General features: G+C 71.3%; 19 protein-coding genes and 1 riboswitch. Of the genes, 15 read left to right on the top strand and 4 right to left on the bottom strand.

Annotation, left to right across the window (positions count from 1 at the left end; all coding sequences use genetic code 11):
* The first annotated feature begins 2 nt into the window (after positions 1–2).
* The 4 genes from SH922_RS38575 to SH922_RS38590 all read left to right on the top strand — a co-directional run bounded on the left by SH922_RS38575 (position 3) and on the right by SH922_RS38590 (position 4,096).
* Positions 3–437 carry a GPW/gp25 family protein gene (locus tag SH922_RS38575; protein WP_326733613.1) on the top strand — a complete coding sequence of 145 codons (435 nt, stop codon included), beginning with the start codon at positions 3–5 and terminating at the stop codon, positions 435–437.
* Positions 434–2,419, top strand: a complete 1,986-nt coding sequence (locus tag SH922_RS38580) for a putative baseplate assembly protein (protein WP_393063154.1) — start codon at positions 434–436, stop codon at positions 2,417–2,419. Before SH922_RS38575 ends, SH922_RS38580 begins: the two co-directional genes overlap by 4 nt.
* Before the next feature lie 4 nt (positions 2,420–2,423).
* Positions 2,424–2,990, top strand: coding sequence for a phage tail protein (locus SH922_RS38585; RefSeq protein ID WP_393063155.1), 567 nt, complete (start codon positions 2,424–2,426; stop codon positions 2,988–2,990).
* Between the two features lie 581 nt (positions 2,991–3,571).
* Positions 3,572–4,096, top strand: a complete 525-nt coding sequence (locus SH922_RS38590; protein ID WP_393063156.1) for an NADase-type glycan-binding domain-containing protein — start codon at positions 3,572–3,574, stop codon at positions 4,094–4,096.
* Positions 4,097–4,160: 64 nt separating this feature from the next.
* On the opposite strand, the gene SH922_RS38595 is transcribed toward SH922_RS38590, so the two are convergent.
* The 3 genes from SH922_RS38595 to SH922_RS38605 are packed head-to-tail and all read right to left on the bottom strand — an operon-like array spanning position 4,161 to position 7,080.
* The gene (locus SH922_RS38595; RefSeq protein ID WP_393063157.1) at positions 4,161–4,844 is read right to left on the bottom strand and encodes a hypothetical protein; all 684 of its coding nucleotides are present in this window, start codon (positions 4,842–4,844) and stop codon (positions 4,161–4,163) included.
* Positions 4,845–4,885: 41 nt separating this feature from the next.
* Positions 4,886–5,875, bottom strand: coding sequence for a 4-hydroxythreonine-4-phosphate dehydrogenase PdxA (gene pdxA, locus SH922_RS38600; protein WP_393063158.1), 990 nt, complete (start codon positions 5,873–5,875; stop codon positions 4,886–4,888).
* A complete protein-coding gene (locus SH922_RS38605) occupies positions 5,872–7,080 on the bottom strand; it encodes a four-carbon acid sugar kinase family protein (RefSeq protein ID WP_393063159.1) in 1,209 nt (402 codons plus the stop codon). The genes pdxA and SH922_RS38605 overlap by 4 nt, the downstream gene beginning before the upstream one ends.
* A gap of 110 nt (positions 7,081–7,190) precedes the next feature.
* Here SH922_RS38605 and SH922_RS38610 point away from each other — a divergent pair, with 110 nt between their 5' ends.
* The 10 genes from SH922_RS38610 to SH922_RS38655 all read left to right on the top strand — a co-directional run bounded on the left by SH922_RS38610 (position 7,191) and on the right by SH922_RS38655 (position 18,125).
* A complete protein-coding gene (locus SH922_RS38610) occupies positions 7,191–8,126 on the top strand; it encodes a LysR family transcriptional regulator (protein ID WP_393063160.1) in 936 nt (311 codons plus the stop codon).
* A gap of 128 nt (positions 8,127–8,254) precedes the next feature.
* Positions 8,255–8,707 (top strand): flavodoxin family protein, encoded by a 453-nt coding sequence (locus tag SH922_RS38615; protein ID WP_219568889.1) that lies wholly within the window; start codon positions 8,255–8,257, stop codon positions 8,705–8,707.
* A 231-nt stretch (positions 8,708–8,938) separates the two neighbouring features.
* Positions 8,939–10,027 carry a sugar ABC transporter substrate-binding protein gene (locus tag SH922_RS38620; protein ID WP_393063161.1) on the top strand — a complete coding sequence of 363 codons (1,089 nt, stop codon included), beginning with the start codon at positions 8,939–8,941 and terminating at the stop codon, positions 10,025–10,027.
* A 100-nt stretch (positions 10,028–10,127) separates the two neighbouring features.
* The gene (locus SH922_RS38625) at positions 10,128–10,907 is read left to right on the top strand and encodes an ATP-binding cassette domain-containing protein (RefSeq protein ID WP_393063162.1); all 780 of its coding nucleotides are present in this window, start codon (positions 10,128–10,130) and stop codon (positions 10,905–10,907) included.
* A complete protein-coding gene (locus SH922_RS38630; protein WP_393063163.1) occupies positions 10,904–12,175 on the top strand; it encodes a sugar ABC transporter permease in 1,272 nt (423 codons plus the stop codon). Before SH922_RS38625 ends, SH922_RS38630 begins: the two co-directional genes overlap by 4 nt.
* Positions 12,176–12,467: 292 nt before the next feature.
* Positions 12,468–12,580, top strand: a riboswitch (SAM riboswitch).
* A gap of 39 nt (positions 12,581–12,619) precedes the next feature.
* Positions 12,620–12,736, top strand: a complete 117-nt coding sequence (locus tag SH922_RS38635; RefSeq protein WP_393063164.1) for a putative leader peptide — start codon at positions 12,620–12,622, stop codon at positions 12,734–12,736.
* A gap of 73 nt (positions 12,737–12,809) precedes the next feature.
* Entirely contained in the window at positions 12,810–14,039 is a 1,230-nt protein-coding gene (locus SH922_RS38640) for an LLM class flavin-dependent oxidoreductase (protein ID WP_393063165.1), read from the top strand.
* A gap of 18 nt (positions 14,040–14,057) precedes the next feature.
* A complete protein-coding gene (locus SH922_RS38645; RefSeq protein WP_393063166.1) occupies positions 14,058–15,461 on the top strand; it encodes an NtaA/DmoA family FMN-dependent monooxygenase in 1,404 nt (467 codons plus the stop codon).
* Positions 15,458–16,561, top strand: coding sequence for an LLM class flavin-dependent oxidoreductase (locus SH922_RS38650; protein ID WP_393063167.1), 1,104 nt, complete (start codon positions 15,458–15,460; stop codon positions 16,559–16,561). Before SH922_RS38645 ends, SH922_RS38650 begins: the two co-directional genes overlap by 4 nt.
* Positions 16,562–16,673: 112 nt before the next feature.
* Positions 16,674–18,125 carry a hypothetical protein gene (locus SH922_RS38655; RefSeq protein WP_393063168.1) on the top strand — a complete coding sequence of 484 codons (1,452 nt, stop codon included), beginning with the start codon at positions 16,674–16,676 and terminating at the stop codon, positions 18,123–18,125.
* Between the two features lie 30 nt (positions 18,126–18,155).
* Here SH922_RS38655 and SH922_RS38660 read toward each other — a convergent pair whose 3' ends face one another.
* Positions 18,156–19,097: a LysR family transcriptional regulator gene (locus tag SH922_RS38660; RefSeq protein ID WP_393063169.1), complete on the bottom strand. Its 942-nt coding sequence runs from the start codon at positions 19,095–19,097 to the stop codon at positions 18,156–18,158.
* A 96-nt stretch (positions 19,098–19,193) separates the two neighbouring features.
* Here SH922_RS38660 and mdlC point away from each other — a divergent pair, with 96 nt between their 5' ends.
* Positions 19,194–20,774 (top strand): benzoylformate decarboxylase, encoded by a 1,581-nt coding sequence (mdlC, locus tag SH922_RS38665; protein WP_393063170.1) that lies wholly within the window; start codon positions 19,194–19,196, stop codon positions 20,772–20,774.
* Positions 20,775–20,803: the final 29 nt, after the last annotated feature.

Below are 20,803 nucleotides of genomic sequence, written 5' to 3' on the forward strand. Positions count from 1 at the left end.
GGATGGGACAGCAGTTCATCGGAGCAGGCTGGGCGTTCCCGCCCCGCACCGACGCCACCGGGTCCATCGCGCTGGTGCGCGGCGAGCGGGAGCTGGAGGAGTCGATCAGGCTGATCCTGGCGACATCCCCCGGCGAGCGGCCGATGCGGCCCGAGTTCGGCTGCGCGGTCAACGACTACGTGTTCGCCCCCGCCGACGCTGGGACTGCAGGACAGCTCGCGTACGAAGTACGGCTGGCGCTGGAGCGCTGGGAGCCGCGGATCGAGGTCGCCGAGGTCACCGTGCGGTTCGACGAGGCGGACAACGGCGTCCTCTACATCGACATCGGCTACTCGGTGCGCGGCTCCAACGACCCCCGAAACCTCGTCTTCCCGTTCTACGTGATCCCGCAGCACGCGCAGGAGACGAGCCACGACGACGAGGAGGCCGGCGCGTGACGCTGCCCAGTCCCCATCTGGACGACCGCCGCTTCCAGGGCCTGGTGGACGAGGCCAAACGCCGGGTCCAGCAGCGCTGCCCGGAGTGGACCGACCACAACGTGTCGGACCCGGGCGTCACCCTCATCGAGGCGTTCGCCACCATGGTCGACCAGCTCGTCTACCGCGTGAACCGGGTACCGGAGAAGAGCTATCTCACCTTCCTCGACCTGATCGGCGTCCGGCTGCACCCGCCCACGGCCGCCCACACCGACGTGACGTTCCGGCTCTCCGCACCCCGGCCCGACCCGGTCGTCGTGCGGACCGGGACGGAGGTCGCCACCGTGCGTACGGAGACGGAGGAAGCCGTCGTCTTCACGACCGCCGAGCAGCTGACGATCGTTCCCTGCGCCTTCGCCCACCTCGCCACCTGGCCGGTGTCGGGGGAGGCGGCGGACCGCACGGAGGAGCTGGCGATCGGACGGGACGTGACGTGTTTCGGGGCGACCCCGGCGCCCGGCGACTGCCTCTACGTCGGTCTGTCGGCCGCGGTGCCTGCCGGAGTCGTCGTCCTGCGACTCGACTGCAAGGTCGAGGGTGTCGGGGTCGATCCGCTGCGTCCGCCGCTGGTCTGGGAAGCCTGGGACGGTACCGCCTGGACGGTCTGCGAGGTCGAGAAGGACGACACCGGAGGCTTCAACCGCTCCGGCGAGCTGATCCTCCATCTGCCGAGGACGCACACCCCGGCGGCCGTCGTACGGCGCACCGGGGGCTGGCTGCGCTGCCGCCTGATCGAGGCGGAGCCAGGCCGGCCGACCTACCTGGCACCGCCCGTCGTCCGCCGGATCACCGCCTTCACCATCGGCGCGACCGTGGCCGCCGAGCATGCCGAGACCATCGCCGACGAGGTGCTCGGCGCGGCGGAAGGCGTACCCGGCCAGGCGTTCGCGCTGGCCCGTCCGCCCGTGGTGCCGGGCGACTTCGTGGTCGAGGTGGCCGACCCCGCGAGCGGACCGGATGCGGAGTACACCCGGTGGACCCGGGTCGACGACTTCGCGCACTCCGGGCCGGAGGACCGCCACATCACCCTCGACCCGAACTCCGGCCGGGTCGAGTTCGGTCCGGCCGTACGGGAACGGGACGGCTCCGTCCGCCACTACGGCGCGGTCCCCGCGAAGGGCGCCACCGTCCGGGTGCGTTCCTACCGTACGGGCGGCGGGCTGCGCGGCAATGTCGCCAGGTCGACACTGAAGGTCCTGCGCAGCGCGATCCCATACGTGGCACGGGTGGAGAACCGCCGACCGGCCCTCGGCGGCGTCGACGGCGAGAGCGTCGACAGCGCCCGGGTGCGGGGGCCGATGACGCTGCGCACCCTGCACCGCGCCGTCGTCCCGCACGACTACGAAATCCTAGCCCGCGACGTCGCCCCGGACGCGGCACGCGTGCACTGCATCCGGGCCGGTGCGGCCGAGGACGGGGACGCGGACGACAACGACGGTTCCGCCCACGGGGTGCGGCTGCTCGTCGTCCCGGCCGGTCGCAGCGACGAGCAGGGCAGGATCGAGTTCGACGAACTCGTCCCTCCCGCGCACACCCTCCGCCTCATCGCCGGACACCTGGAGGCCCGCCGCCCCATCGGGGCCCGGCTCGTGGTCGAGCCGCCGTTCTACCAGGGCGTCACCGTCGTCGCCTCGGTGCAGGCCGAGCGCGGGGCCGTCGTGGAGCGCGTACGGGAGGCGGCGCTGGCCGCGCTGTACGGGTACTTCAACGCACTGTCCGGCGGGCCGGGCGGGCAGGGCTGGCCCTTCGGGCGGCCGGTCCAGTCGGGCGAGGCGTTCGCCGTGCTCCAGCGGGTGCCGGGGGTGGATCTCGTGGAGGACGTACGGCTCTACCGCGCCGATCCGGTCACCGGTGAGCGCACCGACGCCACGGCCAAGATCCCGCTGGACCGCCACGCGCTGGTCTTCAGCTACGAGCACCAGCTCCGGGTGAGAGGAGCCTGAGAAGATGCGTACCGGCGTCACCGGACTCCCGACCCCGCACCCCCTGATCGACCAACTGCCCGCCGTCTACCTGGAGCAGGACTTCCTCCGGCGCTTCCTTGCCGCGCTCGACGACGTGCTCGCCCCTGTGCTGCTCACCATCGACAACCTGCCCGCCCACCTCGACCCCCGCAGCGCCCCGGAGGACTTCCTGGCCTGGCTGGCCCAGTGGGTGGCGGTGGAGCAGCACGAGGACAGTCCCGTCGAGCGGCGCCGGGAGACGGTACGGGGGGCGGTCGCGCGGCATGCCCGGCGCGGCACGGCGGGCGGGCTGGCCGATGCGGTGCGGCTGGAGACGGGCGCGGAGCCGGAGATCACCGAGAGCGGCGGAACGGCCTGGTCGACCGTGTCGCAGACCGCGCTGCCGGGCCGGGCACGCCCCTGGGTGACGATCCGGGTCCGGGAACGGCCGGGGCGTGCGATCGACCGGGTGCGGCTGGAGGAGCTCATCGGGACCGAGGTCCCGGCGCATGTGGGGTACACGCTGGAGATCCTGCCTCCGGCCGGGGACGTGGGGGGCGGTGTGCAGTGATCTGCGAGGCGTGTGGTCACCGGAATGCGCCGGGGCGGGAGTTCTGCGCGTCCTGCGAGGCGTTCCTGGCGTGGGAGCCGGAGGGGGCGGGCGGGGCCGAACCGGGGCCGCGGCCGGCCGGCCGGCCGGAGCCGGTGGCACCGGCCCCCGACCGGGAGCCTGTTCTGCCCGTCGTCCCGCCCGCGGTTCCGGCGTCCGGTCCCGCACGCATGCCCACCGTGCCGCCCACCGCACCGGCTTCCCCTCCGCAGCCGGCGGCGGCTCCCCGGCGCCCCGGAGACGCTACGGACGGTCCCGCCCCCGGGCCCGCGGCATGGGCGCCCGGCCCGGAACCCAGCGCCCCCGCCTCGCCGGGACCGGCGAGGGGCGTGCCCGTGGTGTGCCCCAACTGCCGTGCGGAGAACGCGCCGGAACGCACACTCTGCGTCCGGTGCGCCCTGCTCCTCGACCCGGGGCCGCCCCCCGGCCTCCGCCCGCCGTGGTGGCGGCGGATCCTTCGCCGGGGGCTGGGGAAGAAGACCCACGCCGCCGGTACGCGGCCACGGCGCGGACGGCGCAGACCGAGGCCGGCACTGCCGGTCGTGCTGCTTCTGCTGGCGGTCGGAATCTGGTTCGCGCTGCCGCACCTGTCCGGCCTGCTCGGCTTCGCCAAGGAGGAGACCGGGGCCCCGGAGGCGGTTCCGCCATCCACGTCCCGGAGTTCCAGCGCGGCGTCGGGACACCCGGCCGCTGCGGCCTTCGACGGATTCAACAACCGGTACTGGGCGCCGCGGGAGAGCGGTGACGGCGTGGGCGAGTATCTGGAATGCTCGTTCACGCAGCCGGTGCGGCTGCTGAAGATGGTGGTGTTCTCCGGGACCTCGGCGCGGAAGGACGAATTCCTCACACAGGCCAGGCCGGCGCGGATCACCGTGGTCCTGACCTCGAAGGACGGCAAGGAGAGCAGCCGGACGATCCGGCTGGCGGATCAGTCGGGCCAGCAGACCTTCGACGTACGGGGATCGGACACGGTCGGTGTCCGGCTCACGGTCGAATCCGCGTACGGCACCGGCAAGGGCCGCCGGACGGCGGTCGCGGAGGTCGAGTTCTTCGGCCACCGGTCCTGACGCTCCGGCGTCTGCCCGATGGCTGAGGAACTCGCTCCGGGCGCCGTCGGTTCGGGCCGGCTCCTCAGCGGCAGACGCTGAGTGCGCCTGCCGTGTCGACCACCGGCGCCAGTTGGGACGCGATGGTTCCCGCGTCGGGCCTCAGCGAGCCGTCGAAGGCGGCTGATCCGATCGTGAAGGCATCCGCACCGGCCACTGCGAGGTCCCGGATCTGGTCGGTGCCCGAGATGGAACCGGCGACGACCAGACGGCCCGAGGTCGCGGCGCGGGCGGCCCGGACCAGGTCGAGGGGGTCGGCGTCGATGGCGCGGTACGCGAGCAGGTCGACGCCGGAGCAGCCCGCGGCCTCCGCTCTCCGGCAGTCGTCGGCGATGCGGCCGGGGCCACCGGCGAGGCGGGTGGGGTGGCCGAGGGGACGGCCGGCGAAGGGCAGGTAGCCGATCGGCGTGCCGTGCAGAAGGCCGAGGGTCTCCTCGATCCACGTACCGCCCATGAGCCAGTCCACGCCGAGCTCGGCGGCCGTCCGTACCGAGGCGAGCGCCTGCTCCCGGTCGGTGCTCACCACTTCGAGGTAGGTGGTGGCGCCCCTGATCCTGAGGGCGTCGTGGAGCCGGACGAGGGTGTCGCGGTCCACGCCGACGTCCTTGAACCCGATGTGGGTGATCCCGAGATCCTCGACGGCGTCGAGGACTTCGAGGCAGTCGGTGACGGTCCGGTCGTCGCGGGTGAGCATGAAGATGAAGTCCACGGTGGTCCTTCGGGTCTGTGGCGGGTCGATCGGGCCGGTGGTCAGCGACGGTCCGCCGCCGCTGCGGAGAGGCGGTCGGCGTGGTGCAGCGCGGTGAGCAGACTGGTGTGGTCGGCCGTGCCGCGGCCTGCGATGTCGAACGCCGTGCCGTGGTCGACGCTGGCACGGACGAAGGGCAGGCCGATGGTGATGTTGACACCGTGCTCCAGCCCCAGGTACTTGACGGGGATGAGGCCCTGGTCGTGGTACTGCGCGACCACGACGTCGAACTCTCCGGCGCGGGCCCTCATGAAGACGGTGTCGGCAGGCCAGGGGCCGGAGGCCTGGATCCCCTCGTCCTGTGCGGCTCGGATCGCCGGGGCGATGGCATCCAGGTCCTCGCGGCCGAACAGACCGTTCTCGCCCGCGTGAGGGTTGAGTCCGGCCACCGCGATGCGCGGGGCGCGCAGACCGCCGCGTCGGAGCGTGCGGTGAGTGAGCCGGATGATGCCGAGTTCCCGCGCGGTGTCGATCGCGTCGATCGCGGTGCGCAGCGACTGATGGACGGTCACCAGTACGACCCTCAGCTCCTCGTTGGCGAGCATCATGGCGTAGTCGGTGGTGCCCGAGAGGTCGGCCAGCATCTCGGTGTGCCCCGGGTAGGGGACTGCGCCGAGCCGCAGCGCCTCCTTGTTCACCGGCGCGGTCACCAGAGCGCGTACGTCGCCGCCCAGAGCCAGTTCGATGCCGCGGCGGACGTACTGGAAGGAGGCCGCGCCCGCACGGGCGTCGAGGGAACCCCATGGCAGGTCCGCGGGCAGATCGCTCTCGGCGAGGACGTCCACCGTGCCGGGTGCGTACGCTGCCCGGTCGACAGCATCGACCGGGCGCAGGACCAGACCGGTGCCGGCGAAGCTGTCGGCACGGGCGAGGACGTGGGCGTCGCCGATGACGACGACGGGCACGTTGCGCCGCGGGTCGGCACACGCCCTGAGGGTGATCTCGGGGCCGATGCCGCAGGGGTCGCCCATGGTGAGGGCGATCGGAGTCATGCGTGGTCCCCTCGGTCGGGGGCGGGCCGGCCGGCGGGTTGCCGGACCAGATGACACAGCCGCAGGAGCATCCCGTCGTCGCCGAAGCCGCCCGCCTTGATCAGGACGGGGAGGGAGGGCAGGCCGAGCGGGGTTCCGCGGGCGACGCCGGGCTCGGGCTCGTCGAGAAGGTCGATCCCGTCGATGCCGAGGGCCTTGAGCACGGTGGCGGCCGTCTCCCCGCCGGTGACGACGAGTGCGTCGACCAGACGCTCCTCGGACAGTGTCCGTACTACTGCGGCCAGGGAACGGGCGAGCGCTCGCGCGGTTCGCGGTGCGTGACGCTCATCGGGTGTCTGCACAGTGACGACGGGAGCCGCCAGGGCGCGTATCGCTTGCACCGTCGCCGCTGGATCGTCGCCGACGGTGATCCCCTGGACGTCCGACCGGATGCGGAGCGCTGCCAGCTGCCGCCGGGTCGCCGGGTTGGCGCTGCCGACGACGACAAGCGGCCGGCGGGCCGGTACGGGCGCGGAACCAACCGGTCCGTCGCCCTGTGCGCACCGTCGGGCCAGCGCGGCCGCGAGTCCCGGGGAGCCGACCCACAGGACGTCGTCGAGGTGCGGGACCGCCGCGACGAGGTGGTCGAGGTCGTCGTCCGTTGCGGCGGAGCAGACGATCAGAGCGCCTCGGCCGATCAGGCCGGGCAGTTCGGCCGCCCGGTCCGGCCCGACCGGAACGGCGTCCGGGAACACCGTTGTGAGGTCCGAGCACCGGACCGGGTGAACGGGGTCGCGGGCGAAATCGCTCTCGTGGACCGGCACCCCCCGCACGTGCTGGACCGCCTCGACCGTCACCCTGCCCTCCGCGGGGAAGGCGGGGGCGATGACGACGGCCCGCCGCCGGGATCCCGCCCACGCGGCCCGGACCTCCGCCGCGACATGGCCGCGCAGCGTCGAGTCCACGGTCTTGAACAGGAGCGCGGAGCCGGCGAACCGGCGGGCGGCCCGGCCCGTACGTGCGGCGGCGGCTTCCTGGTCCAGCAGCCGGGTCCCGAGATCGACCGCGGTCACACCCGTGACAGGCAGGAGTTCGGTCGTGGGGCCGGACAGGAGGATTCGTGCCTCGTGGCCGGTCCGGCGGAACGGGGCTGCCCCGTCCCCGGCACTGGTGAGGTCATCCGCGAGGATGCCGATGCCCTGCCGGGCGCCGTTGCCGGATGTCATGCCGTACCTCTCCGTCGAACCGTCCATGTGTGAATGAATCAATAGTCGATGACATCAAGGACGCAGGACAAACGATTCGTTCTCACACCGGGCGTGAGTAAAATTCACAGATGCGATGGTCCTTCCTTCCTCCGCTGAACTCCCTTCTGCCCTTCGAGGCGACCGTCCGGCACGCGAGCATGACGGCAGCCGCGCAGGAGCTGCATGTGACGCACGGTGCGGTGAGCAGGCAGGTGCAGAACCTCGAGCGAACCCTCGGGGTGTCGCTCTTCGAGCGCGGGGCACGCAGCCTGCGGCCCACCCAGGAAGCGCGCCAGCTGGCCGCGGTGGTCAGGGACGCACTCGATCAGATCGATGCCGCCGCCCGGCAGGCCTCCCGGCGCGCCCCCACAGGACCGTTCACCCTGTCGTGCGAGCCCACTCTCCTGATGCGGTGGCTCATTCCCCGGCTGCCCGATCTGGCGGCGCTCGTGCCCGACGTCACCGTGCATCTGTCCGCGGGAGGCGGCCCCGTCTTCTTCGAACGGGACAACATCGACCTCGCCATTCGGCGGGACGATTTCCCCTTTCCCGCGGGGGCGCACCGAACCCGGCTGTTCGCCGAGAGGATCGGACCTGTCTGCCGACCCGACCTCGCGCCCCGGCTCATGGATCCCGGCAAAGCGGACGTCACCCTTCTGCACTCCGGGACGCGAACGCAGGCCTGGGACGACTGGAAGCGCATCACAGGCATCACCGGCATCACGGCGGAGCCGGCCGCGCAGCAGACGCTTGAGCACTTCTACCTGACCGTCCAGGCCGCATCGGCCGGCGTGGGGGTCGCGATCGCCCCGTACGCAGTCGTCCGCGACGACCTGGAGCGGGGACAGCTCGTCGCCCCCTTCGGGTTCGTCCCCGACGGCACCGGCTACCACCTCCTCAGCCGCCGGCCGCCCGAACAGGACGAGCGGCTTCGCCGGCTGACGTCCTGGCTGCGGAGCCGTACGGATGAGCTCGACACCGGTCATGACCGGGCGCATCCGCCGCAGGACCCCGCCCAGAAGTGAGGCGTGTCCGTCGCCCGCGGCCGCGCGGGGCGTCAGGAGGGCCCTGCCCGGCCGGTGTCGCGGCGACCGAGACGCGTGAGGCGCGCCTCGCTTGCGGCCGCGCGGCGGGCGCGGCAGGGTTCCGGGGTGTGGCCACTCTCCTGATCGTGCATCACACGCCCTCGCCCAACTGTCAGGCGCTGTTCGAAGCCGCCGTCTCCGGTGCGACGACCGACGAGATCGAAGGCGTCCGGGTCGAGCGGCGCGCGGCGCTCGCCGCGACGGCCTCCGACGTGCTCGCCGCCGACGGCATCCTGCTCGGCACGCCGGCGAACCTCGGCTACATGTCCGGCGCCCTCAAGCACTTCTTCGACCAGGTCTACTACCCCTGCCTCGACGAGACGCGTGGCCGCCCCTTCGGGTACTACGTGCACGGCGGGAACGACGTCACCGGGGCCGTGCGGGCCATCGAGTCGATCACGACAGGCCTGGGATGGCGCCGCGCGACCGACGCCGTGACGGTCACGGGAGAACCCGCCAAGGCCGACATCGAGGCCTGCTGGGAGCTGGGGGCGACCCTGGCCGCCGGCCTGGCCGACTGACCGCCGGCCCTTACCCCTCGTGGCGGGCCCGACGGCCTCTGCCGCCGCCTGGCGGGCCGGACTGCCCACGCCCGGCCTTTCTGCAACCCCTGGCGGGGCCCGATGGCCCCGCCGCCTCACCCGCTTGCCGGTCCGGGGGTTGCCGTTAATGTCGATATGTAGGCCAAAAGTGCGTTTTCGTTTCCGCGCTCTCCCGCTGGAGGGACGGCGCCGTACGAGAAGGAGCCTCCCATGACCAGCACATTGCGGAGCGCGATAGCCCTGGCCGGAGCGGCAGCCCTGTCACTGGGTGCGGTGGCGACCAGCGGTGCGGCGCAGCCGGGAGCGGGCCGTCAGGCCGACGAGGTCAAGATCGGGTTGCTGCTGCCCGAGAGCAAGACCACGCGATACGAGAAGTTCGACCGGCCGTACATCGAGGACAAGATCAAGGAACTGGCACCCGGCGCCCAGATCGACTACTACAACGCCGCCGAGAGCGCCACCACCCAGCAGCAGCAGGTGAACACCGCCCTCGCCAAGGGCGACCAGGTGCTCATCCTGGACGCCGTGGACGCCAAGTCGATCCAGTCCTCCGTGCAGAAGGCACGGGACGCGGGCGTGAAGGTCGTGGCGTACGACCGGCTCGCGCAGGGCCCCGTCGACGCCTACGTCTCGTACGACAACCACAAGGTCGGCGAATTGCAGGGCAAGGCGCTGCTCGCCGCACTGGGCGACAAGGCCGAAAGCGGCGAGATCGTCATGCAGAACGGCTCGCCGACCGACCCGAACGCGGCGGAGTTCAAGGCCGGTGCCCACTCCGTCCTCGACGGGAAGGTGAAGATCGGCAAGGAGTACGACACCCCGAACTGGGACCCGAACAACGCCAACCAGCAGATGGCGGGCGCCATCAGCGCCCTCGGCAAGGACAAGATCGTCGGTGTGTACTCGGCCAACGACGGTCTGGCCGCCGGTATCGCCACCGCCCTCAAGGCGGCCGGCATCAGCGTGCCGCTGACCGGGCAGGACGCCCAGCTCGACGCCATCCAGCGGATCCTGGCAGGCACGCAGACCATCACGATCGAGAAGCCGTACAAGCCGGAGGCGGACACCGCGGCCGCGATGGCGGTCGACCTCGCGCAGGGCAAGGACATCCCCAAGTCCCTGACGCCGACGACCGTCACCAGCGGCAGCGGTGAGAAGGTCCCGGCCAAGCTGCTGACACCGGTCGTGGTCGACAAGGACAACATCAAGGACACCGTCGTCAAGGACGGCCTGTACTCGGTCGAGGAGATCTGCACTCCCGCCTACTCCGACGCCTGCGAGAAGGTCGGCCTCCAGTAGCCGCGACTCCACGTATCCGGTCGGGCCGCACCGCGCGGCCCGGCCGGCGGGGGCCGAGACTGTCCGCCCGTGCGTACGGGCAACCCAGGAGGCGGTTCCTTTGCCGCAAGAACCTGTGCTCACTCTGCGGGGGATCTCCAAACGCTTCGGCGCCGTCCAGGCGCTGTCGGGCTTCGACCTGGAGGTCCACCCCGGCGAGGTGGTCGCGCTCGTCGGCGACAACGGTGCCGGCAAGTCGACCGCGGTCAAGGCCATCGCGGGAGTCAACCCACCTGACGAGGGCGTCATCGAATGGCAGGGCCGCCCCGTCTCCATCGGCCGCCCCCACGACGCCCAGAACCTCGGCATCGCGACCGTCTACCAGGACCTGGCCCTGTGCGACAACCTCGACGTGGTCGGCAACCTCTTCCTCGGCCGCGAACTGCGCCGCTTCGGCGTCCTCGACGAGGTCCGCATGGACCAGCGCTCACGCGAGCTGCTCAACACGCTCTCCATCCGCATCCCGAGTGTCCGCATCCCCGTCGCCTCGCTCTCGGGCGGACAGCGCCAGACGGTGGCCATCGCCCGCTCCCTGATCGGTGACCCGAAGGTCGTCATCCTCGACGAACCCACCGCCGCCCTGGGTGTGGAGCAGACGGCCGAGGTCCTCGACCTGGTCGAACGGCTCAGGGAACGCGGCCTCGGGACCATCCTGGTCAGCCACAACATGGTGGACGTGATGGCGGTCGCGGACCGGATCGCGGTGATGCGCCTGGGACGCAACAACGGCTTCTTCGACCGGCGTTCCACCACCACCGAGGAGATCATCTCCGCCATCACCGGGGCCTCCGACAGCGCGGTCACCCGCCGCCAGGCCCGAAAGCGGGAGGAGGAGCGATGACCCGTCAACCGGCACGCGACGACGCCCAGGAACCCGCGCGCGACGCCATGCCCGCCGTCGACACGCGCCTGCTCGTTCGCGAGGAGGGCGTCCGCGGATACGCGGGGGAGTTCTGGCGCAAGATGCGCAGCGGGGAACTGGGTTCCCTCCCCGTCGTCATCGCCGTGATCATCATCTGGACGGTGTTCGGCAGTCTGAACAGCACCTTCCTCTCGGCCCAGAACCTCTCCGACCTCAGCCAGCAGATCGTCGGCACCGGCATGATCGCCGTCGGTATCGTCTTCGTCCTGCTCCTCGGCGAGATCGACCTGTCCGTGGGGTCCGTCAGCGGTCTGTGTGCCGCGATCTTCGCCGTACTCAACGTCCTGAACGGCATGAACGAATGGCTGGCGCTCCTGATCGCCGTACTGGGCGGAGCGGCCGTCGGCCTCATCCAGGGCTTCTTCTTCGCGAAAGTCGGAGTGCCGGCGTTCGTCGTCACGCTTGCGGGCAACCTTGCCTGGAACGGGCTGATGCTCCAGGTGCTCGGCTCCAGCGGCACGGTCAACATCCCGGGCGACACCATCGTCGCCGAGATCTACTCGACCATCTACCACAGCCCGGTCGCCGCCTACGCGACCGCGGCGGCCGGCGTCGGACTCTTCCTGGCGGCCTCCCTGCTGGACGCCGCGCGCCGCAGGAAGGCCAAAGTGCCCTCCCGTCCGGTCGCGGAGATCGTGCTGCGTGCGATCGTCATCGCCGCCATCGCCTTCGTCACCGCGTACATCCTCAACCGGTACCAGGGCCTCCCGCTGGCCCTCCTGATCTTCCTGATCGTCCTGGTGGTACTGGACTTCGTGCTGCGCCGCACCACCTACGGACGCAAGGTCTTCGCGGTCGGCGGCAACTCGGAGGGTGCCCGACGGGCAGGCATCAGCGTGCCGTTCGTCCGGATGTCCGTCTTCTCGATCTCCGGCACCATGGCGGCCGTCGGGGGCCTCTTCCTCGCCGGGCAGATCCAGTCCGCGAGCCAGACCTCGGGCGGTGGCAACCTCCTGATGAACGTCATCGCCGCGGCCGTCATCGGCGGCACGAGCCTGTTCGGCGGGCGCGGTTCGGTCTGGTCGGCCCTGCTCGGCGCCCTGGTGATCGGATCCATCCAGTCCGGGATGAACATCATGGGTGTGAGCAACGCGGTCCAGTTCATGATCACGGGATCGGTCCTGCTGGCGGCCGTGGTCGTCGACTCGCTGTCCCGCAGGAGCCAGAAGGCCGCAGGGCGCGCGTGACCCGTACGCGGCCGGGCCCTGTCGGCAGCTCCACGGACGCGCGGCATCCTCTCCGGTCGGCCCTTGGCGTAGTCGTGCGTCAACTCGCCTGGTTCTAGAAGTGGTTGGTCGGTTGCCCGGTCTGTACGTGGCACTCCGTGAGCGCCAGCCGGCCCCAGGACGCCTGCCGGAGGGAACAGATGGCGCGGCCGCGTTGTTGTGGGGCGTGGCAGTACAAGCGTGACCGATGTGAGCAGGACCATGATCTATGGGGCATTGCGCGGTGCTGTCGGCGCGCGTAGCGTTCCGGGCAGGTCATGAGTGTCAGCGTCAAGCCCTGGCTTGCTGACCGGCAACCCTCCCGCGCGGCGGGGTGCTCCAGGTGACGACCAGGCGGGGCCCGTCCGGGTTCCGCAAGCGCGAGGCCTTCGGGCCCGCCGAGCCGGAAGAGCGGAGGCGAGGGTCATGTCACCGGTGTCCTGCCCGCTCGTCAGGGTGCTCGCCCCCCGGCGCCGCGTCCACCTCTACTCCCGGCCCCACATCGACCTCCAGCGCGTGGCCGGCGCGCTCTGTTGTTCCTGACCCGTACCCGCGACGCCGAACCTCCAGACGAGGCCCGGCGATCACCCACGGTCGATCAGGAAGGCACCCTTTCGTGTCCGCATCGTCTTTGCCGCACCCTGCCCTGCCCGCTTCGCTCCTCCACCTCGCCGTCGCCCTCAACGGCGCGGGCTGGCACCCTGCCGCCTGGCGCGAGCCGGAGGCCCGGCCCGGGGAACTGCTCACTGCCGCGTACTGGACCGACATCGTCACCGAGGCCGAACGCGGCCTGATCGACTTCGTGACGATCGAGGACGCGCTCGGGCTCCAGTCCTCGCAGTTCACCGAGCCCGACGGCCGCACCGACCAGGAGCGCGGGCGCCTCGACGCGGTGCTCATCGCCGCCCGCGTGGCTCCCTTGACCCGGCACATCGGGCTCGTCCCCACCGTGGTCGCCACGCACACGGAGCCGTTCCACATCTCCAAGGCGATCGCCACCCTCGACTACGTGAGCACCGGCCGGGCCGGTCTGCGCATCCAGGTGTCGGCCCGGAGCTACGAAGCCGCCCACTTCGGCCGTCGTACGTTCCCGCACTTCCGTATCGAGGACCTGGACACTCCGTCCGTCCGCGCGCTGACCGCCGAGCTGTTCGAGGAAGCCGGCGACTACGTCGAGGCGGTACGCCGCCTGTGGGACAGCTGGGAGGACGGGGCGGAGATCCGGGACGAGGCCACAGGCCGTTTCATCGACCGCGACAAGCTGCACTACATCGACTTCGAAGGCCGGAACTTCAGCGTCAAGGGCCCCTCCATCACACCCCGGCCCCCGCAGGGGCAGCCGGTCGTCAGCGCCCTGGCCCACCGACGCGTGCCCTTCCAACTGGTGGCCCGTTCAACGGACATCGGGTACATCACCCCGCACGACACCGGCCAGGCCGGAGAGATCGTCGACGAGATCCGCACCGAACAGGCTGCGGCGGGCAGGGCGGAGGAACCCCTCCACCTCTTCGGGGACCTCGTGGTCTTCCTCGACGACGATCCCGGAGTCGCCGCGGCCCGCCGGGACCGTCTCGACGGCCTTGCGGGATACCCGTACTCCAGCGACGCGAAGGTCTTCACCGGCACACCCGCCCAACTGGCGGACCTGCTCCTGGACTGGCAGCAGGCGGGGCTCTCCGGCTTCCGGCTGCGCCCCGCCGTGATCGGCCACGACCTCCCGGCGATCACCCGCGGACTCGTGCCCGAACTGCAGCGCCGGGGTGCCTTCCGGAGCGCCTACGAGGCCGACACCCTGCGCGGGCTGCTCGGACTCGCCCGCCCCGCCAACCGCTACGCCACCGTCTGAGCCGGAGGGACCACCGACATGAGCACCAGCAACGGCGCCGGCACCAGCAACGGCAAGCCGCTCAAGCAGATTCATCTCGCCGCTCACTTCCCGGGCGTCAACAACACCACCGTGTGGAGCGACCCCAAGGCCGGCAGTCACGTCGAGTTCAGCTCGTTCGCGCACTTCGCCCGCACCGCCGAACGCGCCAAGTTCGACTTCCTGTTTCTCGCCGAAGGGCTTCGGCTCCGCGAACAGGGCGGGAAGATCTACGACTTGGATGTCGTGGGACGCCCCGACACCTTTACCGTGCTGTCCGCTCTCGCCGCCGTCACCGAACACCTCGGTCTCACCGGCACGATCAACTCCACGTTCAACGAGCCCTACGAGGTGGCCCGCCAGTTCGCCAGCCTCGATCACCTCTCGGGCGGGCGCGCGGCGTGGAACGTCGTCACTTCCTGGGACGCCTTCACCGGCGAGAACTTCCGCCGCGGCGGATTCCTCCCGCAGGAGGAGCGGTACTCCCGTGCCAGGGAGTTCCTCGCCACGGCCAACGAACTGTTCGACTCATGGCGGGGTGACGAGATCGTCGCCGACCCGCGGACCGGCACGTTCCTGCGGGACGCCCGGGCCGGATCCTTCGTGCACAAGGGACAGCACTTCGACATCGAGGGACAGTTCAACGTCCCGCGCAGCCCGCAGGGCCGCCCGGTGGTCTTCCAGGCCGGCGACTCCGACGAAGGACGCGAGTTCGCCGCGGAGGGCGCCGACGCGATCTTCAGCCGCTACAGCACCCTCAAGGAGGGCCAGGCGTTCTACACGGACGTCAAGGGGCGCCTCGCCCGCCACGGCCGCACCCACGACCAGCTGCTGATCCTGCCCGCCGCGACCTTCGTCCTCGGCGACACCGACGCCGAGGCGCAGGAACTGGCCCGCGAGGTACGCCGGCAGCAGGTCAGCGGCGCCACCGCGATCAAGCACCTCGAGTTCGTCTGGAACCGCGACCTTTCCTCGTACGACCCCGAAGGGCCGCTCCCCGGCATCGATCCGGACCTCGGCGAGCACACCATCGCCCGCGGTCGCGCCCAGGTACGCATGTACCGCGACCCGCTGGCCATCGCCCGGGAGTGGCGGGAGCTCGCGGCCGCCAAGAACTGGTCGATCCGCGACCTGGTCATCGAGACCGGCAACCGCCAGGCCTTCGTCGGCTCGGCGGCCACCGTCGCCGGGACCATCAACGACTTCGTCCAGACCGACGCCGCCGACGGTTTCATCCTCGTCCCGCACATCACCCCCGGCGGTCTGGACGTCTTCGCCGACACCGTGGTCCCGCTCCTTCAGGAGCGGGGTGTGTTCCGTACGGAGTACGAGGGCACGACCCTGCGCGACCACCTCGGCCTGGCCCACCCCGACGGCGCCGCGGACGAGCGGGCGGCGTCATGAAGTTCCTGGCCATCACCCTCATCATCCACGCCCCGGACCCGGTGACCGGCGTCCTGAAACCGACCACCGAACGCTTCCGTGAGGTGATCGACAACGCGCTGCTGGCCGAGGAGCTCGGCTTCGACGGCTTCGGCGTCGGCGAACGGCACGAACGGCCGTTCATCTCCTCCTCGCCGCCCGTCGTGCTCAGTCATATCGCCGCGCGCACCTCCCGCATCCGACTGTTCACCGCCGTCACCACCCTCAGCCTGCTCGACCCGGTACGCGCGTACGAGGACTACGCCACCCTCGACCATCTGTCCGGGGGACGCCTCGACCTCATCATCGGCAAGGGAAACGGGACGGCGCAGCGCGAGCTGTTCCGCGTCGCGCCCGTGGAGCAGTGGGACCGCAACGCCGAGAGCTACGAGCTGTTCCGACGGCTCTGGCGCCGGGACAAGGTGACAGCCACACCGCGCTTCCGCCCGGAGCTGACCGAGGCGGAGGTGTGGCCGAGGCCGTTCCAGCGGCCCGTCCGGGTGTGGCACGGCAGCGCCACGAGCCGGAAGTCGGTCGACCTCGCCGCACGCTACGGCGACCCGCTCTTCTCGGCGAACGTCACCCACGCGATCGAACCGTACGCCGAACTGATCCGCCATTACCGCGAGCGCTGGGAGCACTACGGCCACGACCCGGCACAGGCGGTGGTCGGTGCGGGGACGGCCGGTTTCCACACCGCCCGGACCTCGCAGGAGGCCGTCGCCGCCTACCGGCCGGTGTTCGAGGCCCAGCTCGCCTTCCAGAGACAGCTGGGCGTCGAGCCGGTGTTCCCCACTCTGGAGGACTTTCTCGAGCGCAGCTCGGCACTGGTCGGCAGCCCCCAGCAGATCATCGAGAAGGTGCACCGCTACCACGAGCAGTTCGGACACACCGTCCTGCATCTGCACGCGGAGGCCGGCGGCCTCACCGACGCCCAGCACCGGGACTCGCTCGAACTCTTCCAGTCCGATGTCGCCCCGGTGCTGCGACGCGACATCCCCGACCCGCCGTTCGCGTGGGCCCCGGTCCTTGACCGGCCCGCTCCGGAGCCGGCATCCGCGCTCGTCCCGACGAGCCACTGAGGAGCGATCCGGCCAGGTCCCGCATCCCTACCGGGGCTCCCCGATCCTGTGGTGAGCAGGGTGCGGGACCGGCACGGAGAAGCCTTTCGCGCAGCCCATAGGCTTCGGTCGTATGACCGACCGATTTCTGGAACTCCTGCGCACCCGCCCCGAACTGGCCGAGAAGGCAGCCATTCCCTTCAACTTCGACGTGAGCCGCGCGTATCACGTCGAGGACGTGCACCTGGCGTCCGGTGCGTCGTTGGAGCCGATCGCCGGCGACGACACCGGTGGCACGTTCTTTCTCTCCGGGGGAACAGCCGTGCTGTACGCCTCGTCCGAAGGGGATGCCGTGCTGATCGCCGACAGCGTCGGCGAGGCACTGGAGATGCAGATCCGGCTGCCCGAGTGGTGCGAGGACCTCACCGTCGAGCTGGACGAGGAAGCGATGCGCGCCGCCGTGCGCGCGTGCGACGACGAGGCGCGTGCGGAGTACGCACCCGAACTGGACGAACAGCGGGCTTCGTTGATCAGCGGTCTGGGCCTTGCTGAGCGGCCGCTGACCGAACTCTTCGCGATGACGGAGTCGGCCGCCGGGCGCACCGAACCGGACCACCTCCTGCTCAACTCCGCGGAGCTGTGCGCGTACCGGCTGGACGAGTCCTACCGAATGTGCCTGAGGGACGTCGTCCTCGGGCCGGGACGGGAGGTGCTGAAGCGGATGCGATCGGGCGACCTCGGCGCGCGGGAGGAGGCGGCAGCGGATCCTGTGCTGCGGGCGGGGGCGCTGAGGGCGGCACAGTTCGACCGCCGCGACGGCGATCTGCCGCTGCTGCGTCTGCTGCTGGAGGCCGAATGCGCCGATCGGACCGACCGGTTCGAGGAACGGCTGCTGGCCGCGGTGCTGGTTGCCGCGCACGGGCAGGACGAGGACATCGCCCTGCTCGAATCGGCCACGTCCGGGTTGGTCACCGCCAGCGCCGGTGCCGTCGAGTGGGCATGTGCCGAGGAGGCGCGACGGTACGGGCGGGACATCGCGGCCGAGAGCGAGTTCACGTGGGTCGGACTCGCCCACCGGCAGGGCCGAGTCGAGCACGCCCGGGTGGCGCTCATCCGCATGCTGGACGACACGGGCCCGGACGCGAACCGGCTCCGGAAGCTGAGCCGCGCGCTGGAGAGCATCGGCGATCACGCACAGGCGGCCCGCGCCCAGTTCAACCTGCTCTCGCTCCAGGACTCGGCACGTGATCGTGCCTCGGAGGCGTACGTCCTCGCCCGTCTGGAGCGCCGCAGGGGCGACCTCGCGGCAGCCGGGCGGGCACTGGAGAGGGCGCGGGCGGCAGTCGGCCTCGGCACTCCCACTCCGGACGAGGACGTGGCCGGATGGCACCGGCGGGGGCTCGGCCGGCTGATCACGGAACAGCACCTGGAGCTGACGCTTGCCGCGGCCGGGACGGGTGACGCGGCGCTCGCCCGCGCGACGATGGCGCACGGCAAGGTCCTGCTGAAGATGATCGGCAAGGAGTCGGTGAAGGCACTCGGCCCACTCTCCGCACGGGCGAAATGGGCGGTGGCCGGGCTGTGACCCGCCAGGCCCTGATCCGCCGGACAGGCCTCAGCGGCTGCCGTCGCTCCACGGCGGCAGCTGGGCCGGGCTCACCTGCTCACCCAGGACCTCGGACATGAAGCGGACCAGCCATCGCTGTGCGGGGCTGCGCGACGACTCGTGCCGGGCGTAGAGGGCCACCTCGATCGGCTCCGTCTCGAACGGCAGCCGTACCAGGCGCACTCGATGGGAAGCGGTGAACACCTCCCCGACGTACTCGGGCACGATCGCGATCAGGTCCGTCTGCTCCAGGACGTACGGGAGGATCGACAGCCGGGTCACCTCCAGCGCCACCCGGTCCAGCAGACCGTGCGACGCAAGGACCGCCCTCGGCGTGATGTGACCGCTGGGGCCGAACACCGTCGCATGGTGCTCCGCGGCGAGGTCCGTGAGCGAGATGGACTCGCCCTGGACGCGGGGGTGGCCGGCGGAGACCATGCCGACGTATCGCTCGCGGAAGAGCGGGATCCGCACGATCTGCTGCGGTGACAGCACCGGGGTGGCCACGAACGCGTCGAGGTCCCCGCGGCGCAGCTGGCCCTCGGCCTCGTCCACGTCGAGCGGCCGGATCGTGAAGGACACCCCGGGTGCGCGCCTGCGTGCCGTCGCCAGGAGGCGGGGGAGGAGCGTCGCCTCGCCGAGGTCGGTGAGGGCGACGGTGAAGCGGCCGGACATGCTCCCCGGATCGAAGTCCTCTGCCTGGCGCGCCGCGCCGTCGATCTCCGCGAGAGCGCGCCGCAGTGGTTCGTAGAGCCGGCGCGCGTCCGCTGTCGGGGCCAGCCCGCGTCCGGTACGGCGGAAGAGCTCGTCGCCGAAGTGCCGGCGCAGTTTGCCCAGGCTGTAGCTGACCGTGGGCTGGGTGACGTGGAGGGTGTCGGCGGTCGCAGTGACGCTGCCGGTCTCGTACAGCAGCACGAAGGCACGGGCCAGGTTGAGATCGAACTCCTTCATATAGATGGACTCTATATCGCAGCACGGAAACATCTATTGGTGCTCATGTCGCGGTCTCCCTAGCGTGTCGCACATCACCACCGGAAAGGAACGTCCGTGCCCTCCGTACGCCGCATCTCCCATGAACTCCTGGAACGCCAGGGCCTCACCACGGTCTTCGGCAACCCGGGCTCCAACGAACTGCCCTTCCTCGCAGGCCTCCCCGAGCGCTTCCGTTACGTCCTCGGGCTGCACGAGGGTGCCGTCGTCGGCATGGCAGACGGGTACGCCCAGGCGACCGGACGCCCGGTCCTCGTCAACCTGCACGCCGCCTCCGGCTCGGGCAACGCGATGGGTGCGCTCACCAACGCCGTTGCCTCCCGGACCCCGCTCGTCGTCGTCGCGGGCCAGCAGGTACGGCCCGCGGTGGGCCCGGAGGCCAACCTGGCCAGCGTCGACGCCCCGGCACTCATGAAGCCCCTCGTCGGCTGGGCCGCCGAACCTGCGTGTGCCCAGGACGTACCGCGCGCGCTCGCCCAGGCGGTCTTCGAGGCGGAACTCCAGCGGAGGCCGACCTATCTCTCCGTCCCCTACGACGACTGGACCGCCGAAGCCGACGAGAACAGCCTCGCGGTGCTCGACCGCCAGGTCCACCGCGCCTCGACGCCCAGCGAGGAGCAGGCCCGCCGGCTCGTCGACCAGGTCACCGCGGCCCGGCGTCCGGCGCTTGTCCTGGGCGGCGACATCGACTCCGCCGGCCTCATGGACGACGCGGTGCGGCTGGCCGAACGCCTGGGCGGACCGGTGTGGGCGGCCCCCTCGCTCTTCCGGCTGCCCTTCCCCAACCGGCACCCGCTGTTCCGCGGGGTGCTGCCCGCCGGAATCGCCCCCATCTCGGAGGCCTTCGAGGCCCACGACCTCGTACTCGTGCTCGGGGCGCCGGTGTTCCGATACCACGAGTACCTGCCCGGCCGGTACCTGCCCGAAGGGACCCGGCTCATCCAGGTCACCGATGACGCGTCGGCCGCCGCACGGGCGCCCATGGGAGAGGCCCTGGTCGCCGCGCCCGGAGCCGTCATCGACCTGCTGCTGAAAGCGCTCGACGCTCCGGCCACGCCCGCGGGCGCCTACCGCCCCGCGCCCGAGCCGCGCTCCGGCGACGGGGCGAGGCTGCACCCCGAGGAGGTGTTCGCCGCGCTGCGTGACGAGCAGCCCGAGGACACGGCGTACGTGGTCGAGTCGACGTCGACGAACTCCGCGTGGTGGCGCCAGATGGACCTGCGGCGCACGGGCTCCTACTACTTCCCGGCCGCCGGCGGACTCGGCTTCGGCCTGCCCGGCGCGGTCGGGGTCGCGATGGCCCAGCCCGGCCGCCCGGTCGTCGGCGTCATCGGCGACGGATCGGCCAACTACGGCATCACCGCCCTGTGGACCGCCGCCCAGCACCGGATCCCGTTGACCATCGTGCTGCTGCGCAACGGGACGTACGGCGCACTGCGGTGGTTCGGCGACCTGCTCGGCGTACCGGACGCCCCCGGCCTGGACATCCCGGGCCTGGACTTCACCCGGATCGCGGAGGGCTACGGCGTCGAGGCCCGCCACGTCCACGGCGCGGAGGAACTGCGCGCCGCGCTCGCCGAGAACGCGGAAGGACCGCGACTCATCCAGGTGGACACGGCGCTGACCACCCCCGCGTGACGCACGTGCTCATCACCCTCTCTGAGAAG

This window comes from Streptomyces sp. LN549, from assembly GCF_043203805.1.
GTDB lineage: Bacteria > Actinomycetota > Actinomycetes > Streptomycetales > Streptomycetaceae > Streptomyces.

Bases quoted from the DNA above. Each gene is read 5' to 3' on its own strand.
- SH922_RS38575 (WP_326733613.1), top strand. From the start codon at position 3: ATGGGACAGCAGTTCATCGGAGCAGGCTGGGCGTTCCCGCCCCGCACC.
- SH922_RS38645 (WP_393063166.1), top strand. From the start codon at position 14,058: ATGAGCACCAGCAACGGCGCCGGCACCAGCAACGGCAAGCCGCTCAAG.
- pdxA (WP_393063158.1), bottom strand. From the start codon at position 5,875: ATGACTCCGATCGCCCTCACCATGGGCGACCCCTGCGGCATCGGCCCC.
- SH922_RS38585 (WP_393063155.1), top strand. From the start codon at position 2,424: ATGCGTACCGGCGTCACCGGACTCCCGACCCCGCACCCCCTGATCGAC.
- SH922_RS38635 (WP_393063164.1), top strand. From the start codon at position 12,620: ATGTCACCGGTGTCCTGCCCGCTCGTCAGGGTGCTCGCCCCCCGGCGC.
- SH922_RS38650 (WP_393063167.1), top strand. From the start codon at position 15,458: ATGAAGTTCCTGGCCATCACCCTCATCATCCACGCCCCGGACCCGGTG.
- SH922_RS38655 (WP_393063168.1), top strand. From the start codon at position 16,674: ATGACCGACCGATTTCTGGAACTCCTGCGCACCCGCCCCGAACTGGCC.
- SH922_RS38630 (WP_393063163.1), top strand. From the start codon at position 10,904: ATGACCCGTCAACCGGCACGCGACGACGCCCAGGAACCCGCGCGCGAC.
- SH922_RS38660 (WP_393063169.1), bottom strand. From the start codon at position 19,097: ATGAAGGAGTTCGATCTCAACCTGGCCCGTGCCTTCGTGCTGCTGTAC.
- SH922_RS38610 (WP_393063160.1), top strand. From the start codon at position 7,191: ATGCGATGGTCCTTCCTTCCTCCGCTGAACTCCCTTCTGCCCTTCGAG.
- SH922_RS38605 (WP_393063159.1), bottom strand. From the start codon at position 7,080: ATGACATCCGGCAACGGCGCCCGGCAGGGCATCGGCATCCTCGCGGAT.
- SH922_RS38620 (WP_393063161.1), top strand. From the start codon at position 8,939: ATGACCAGCACATTGCGGAGCGCGATAGCCCTGGCCGGAGCGGCAGCC.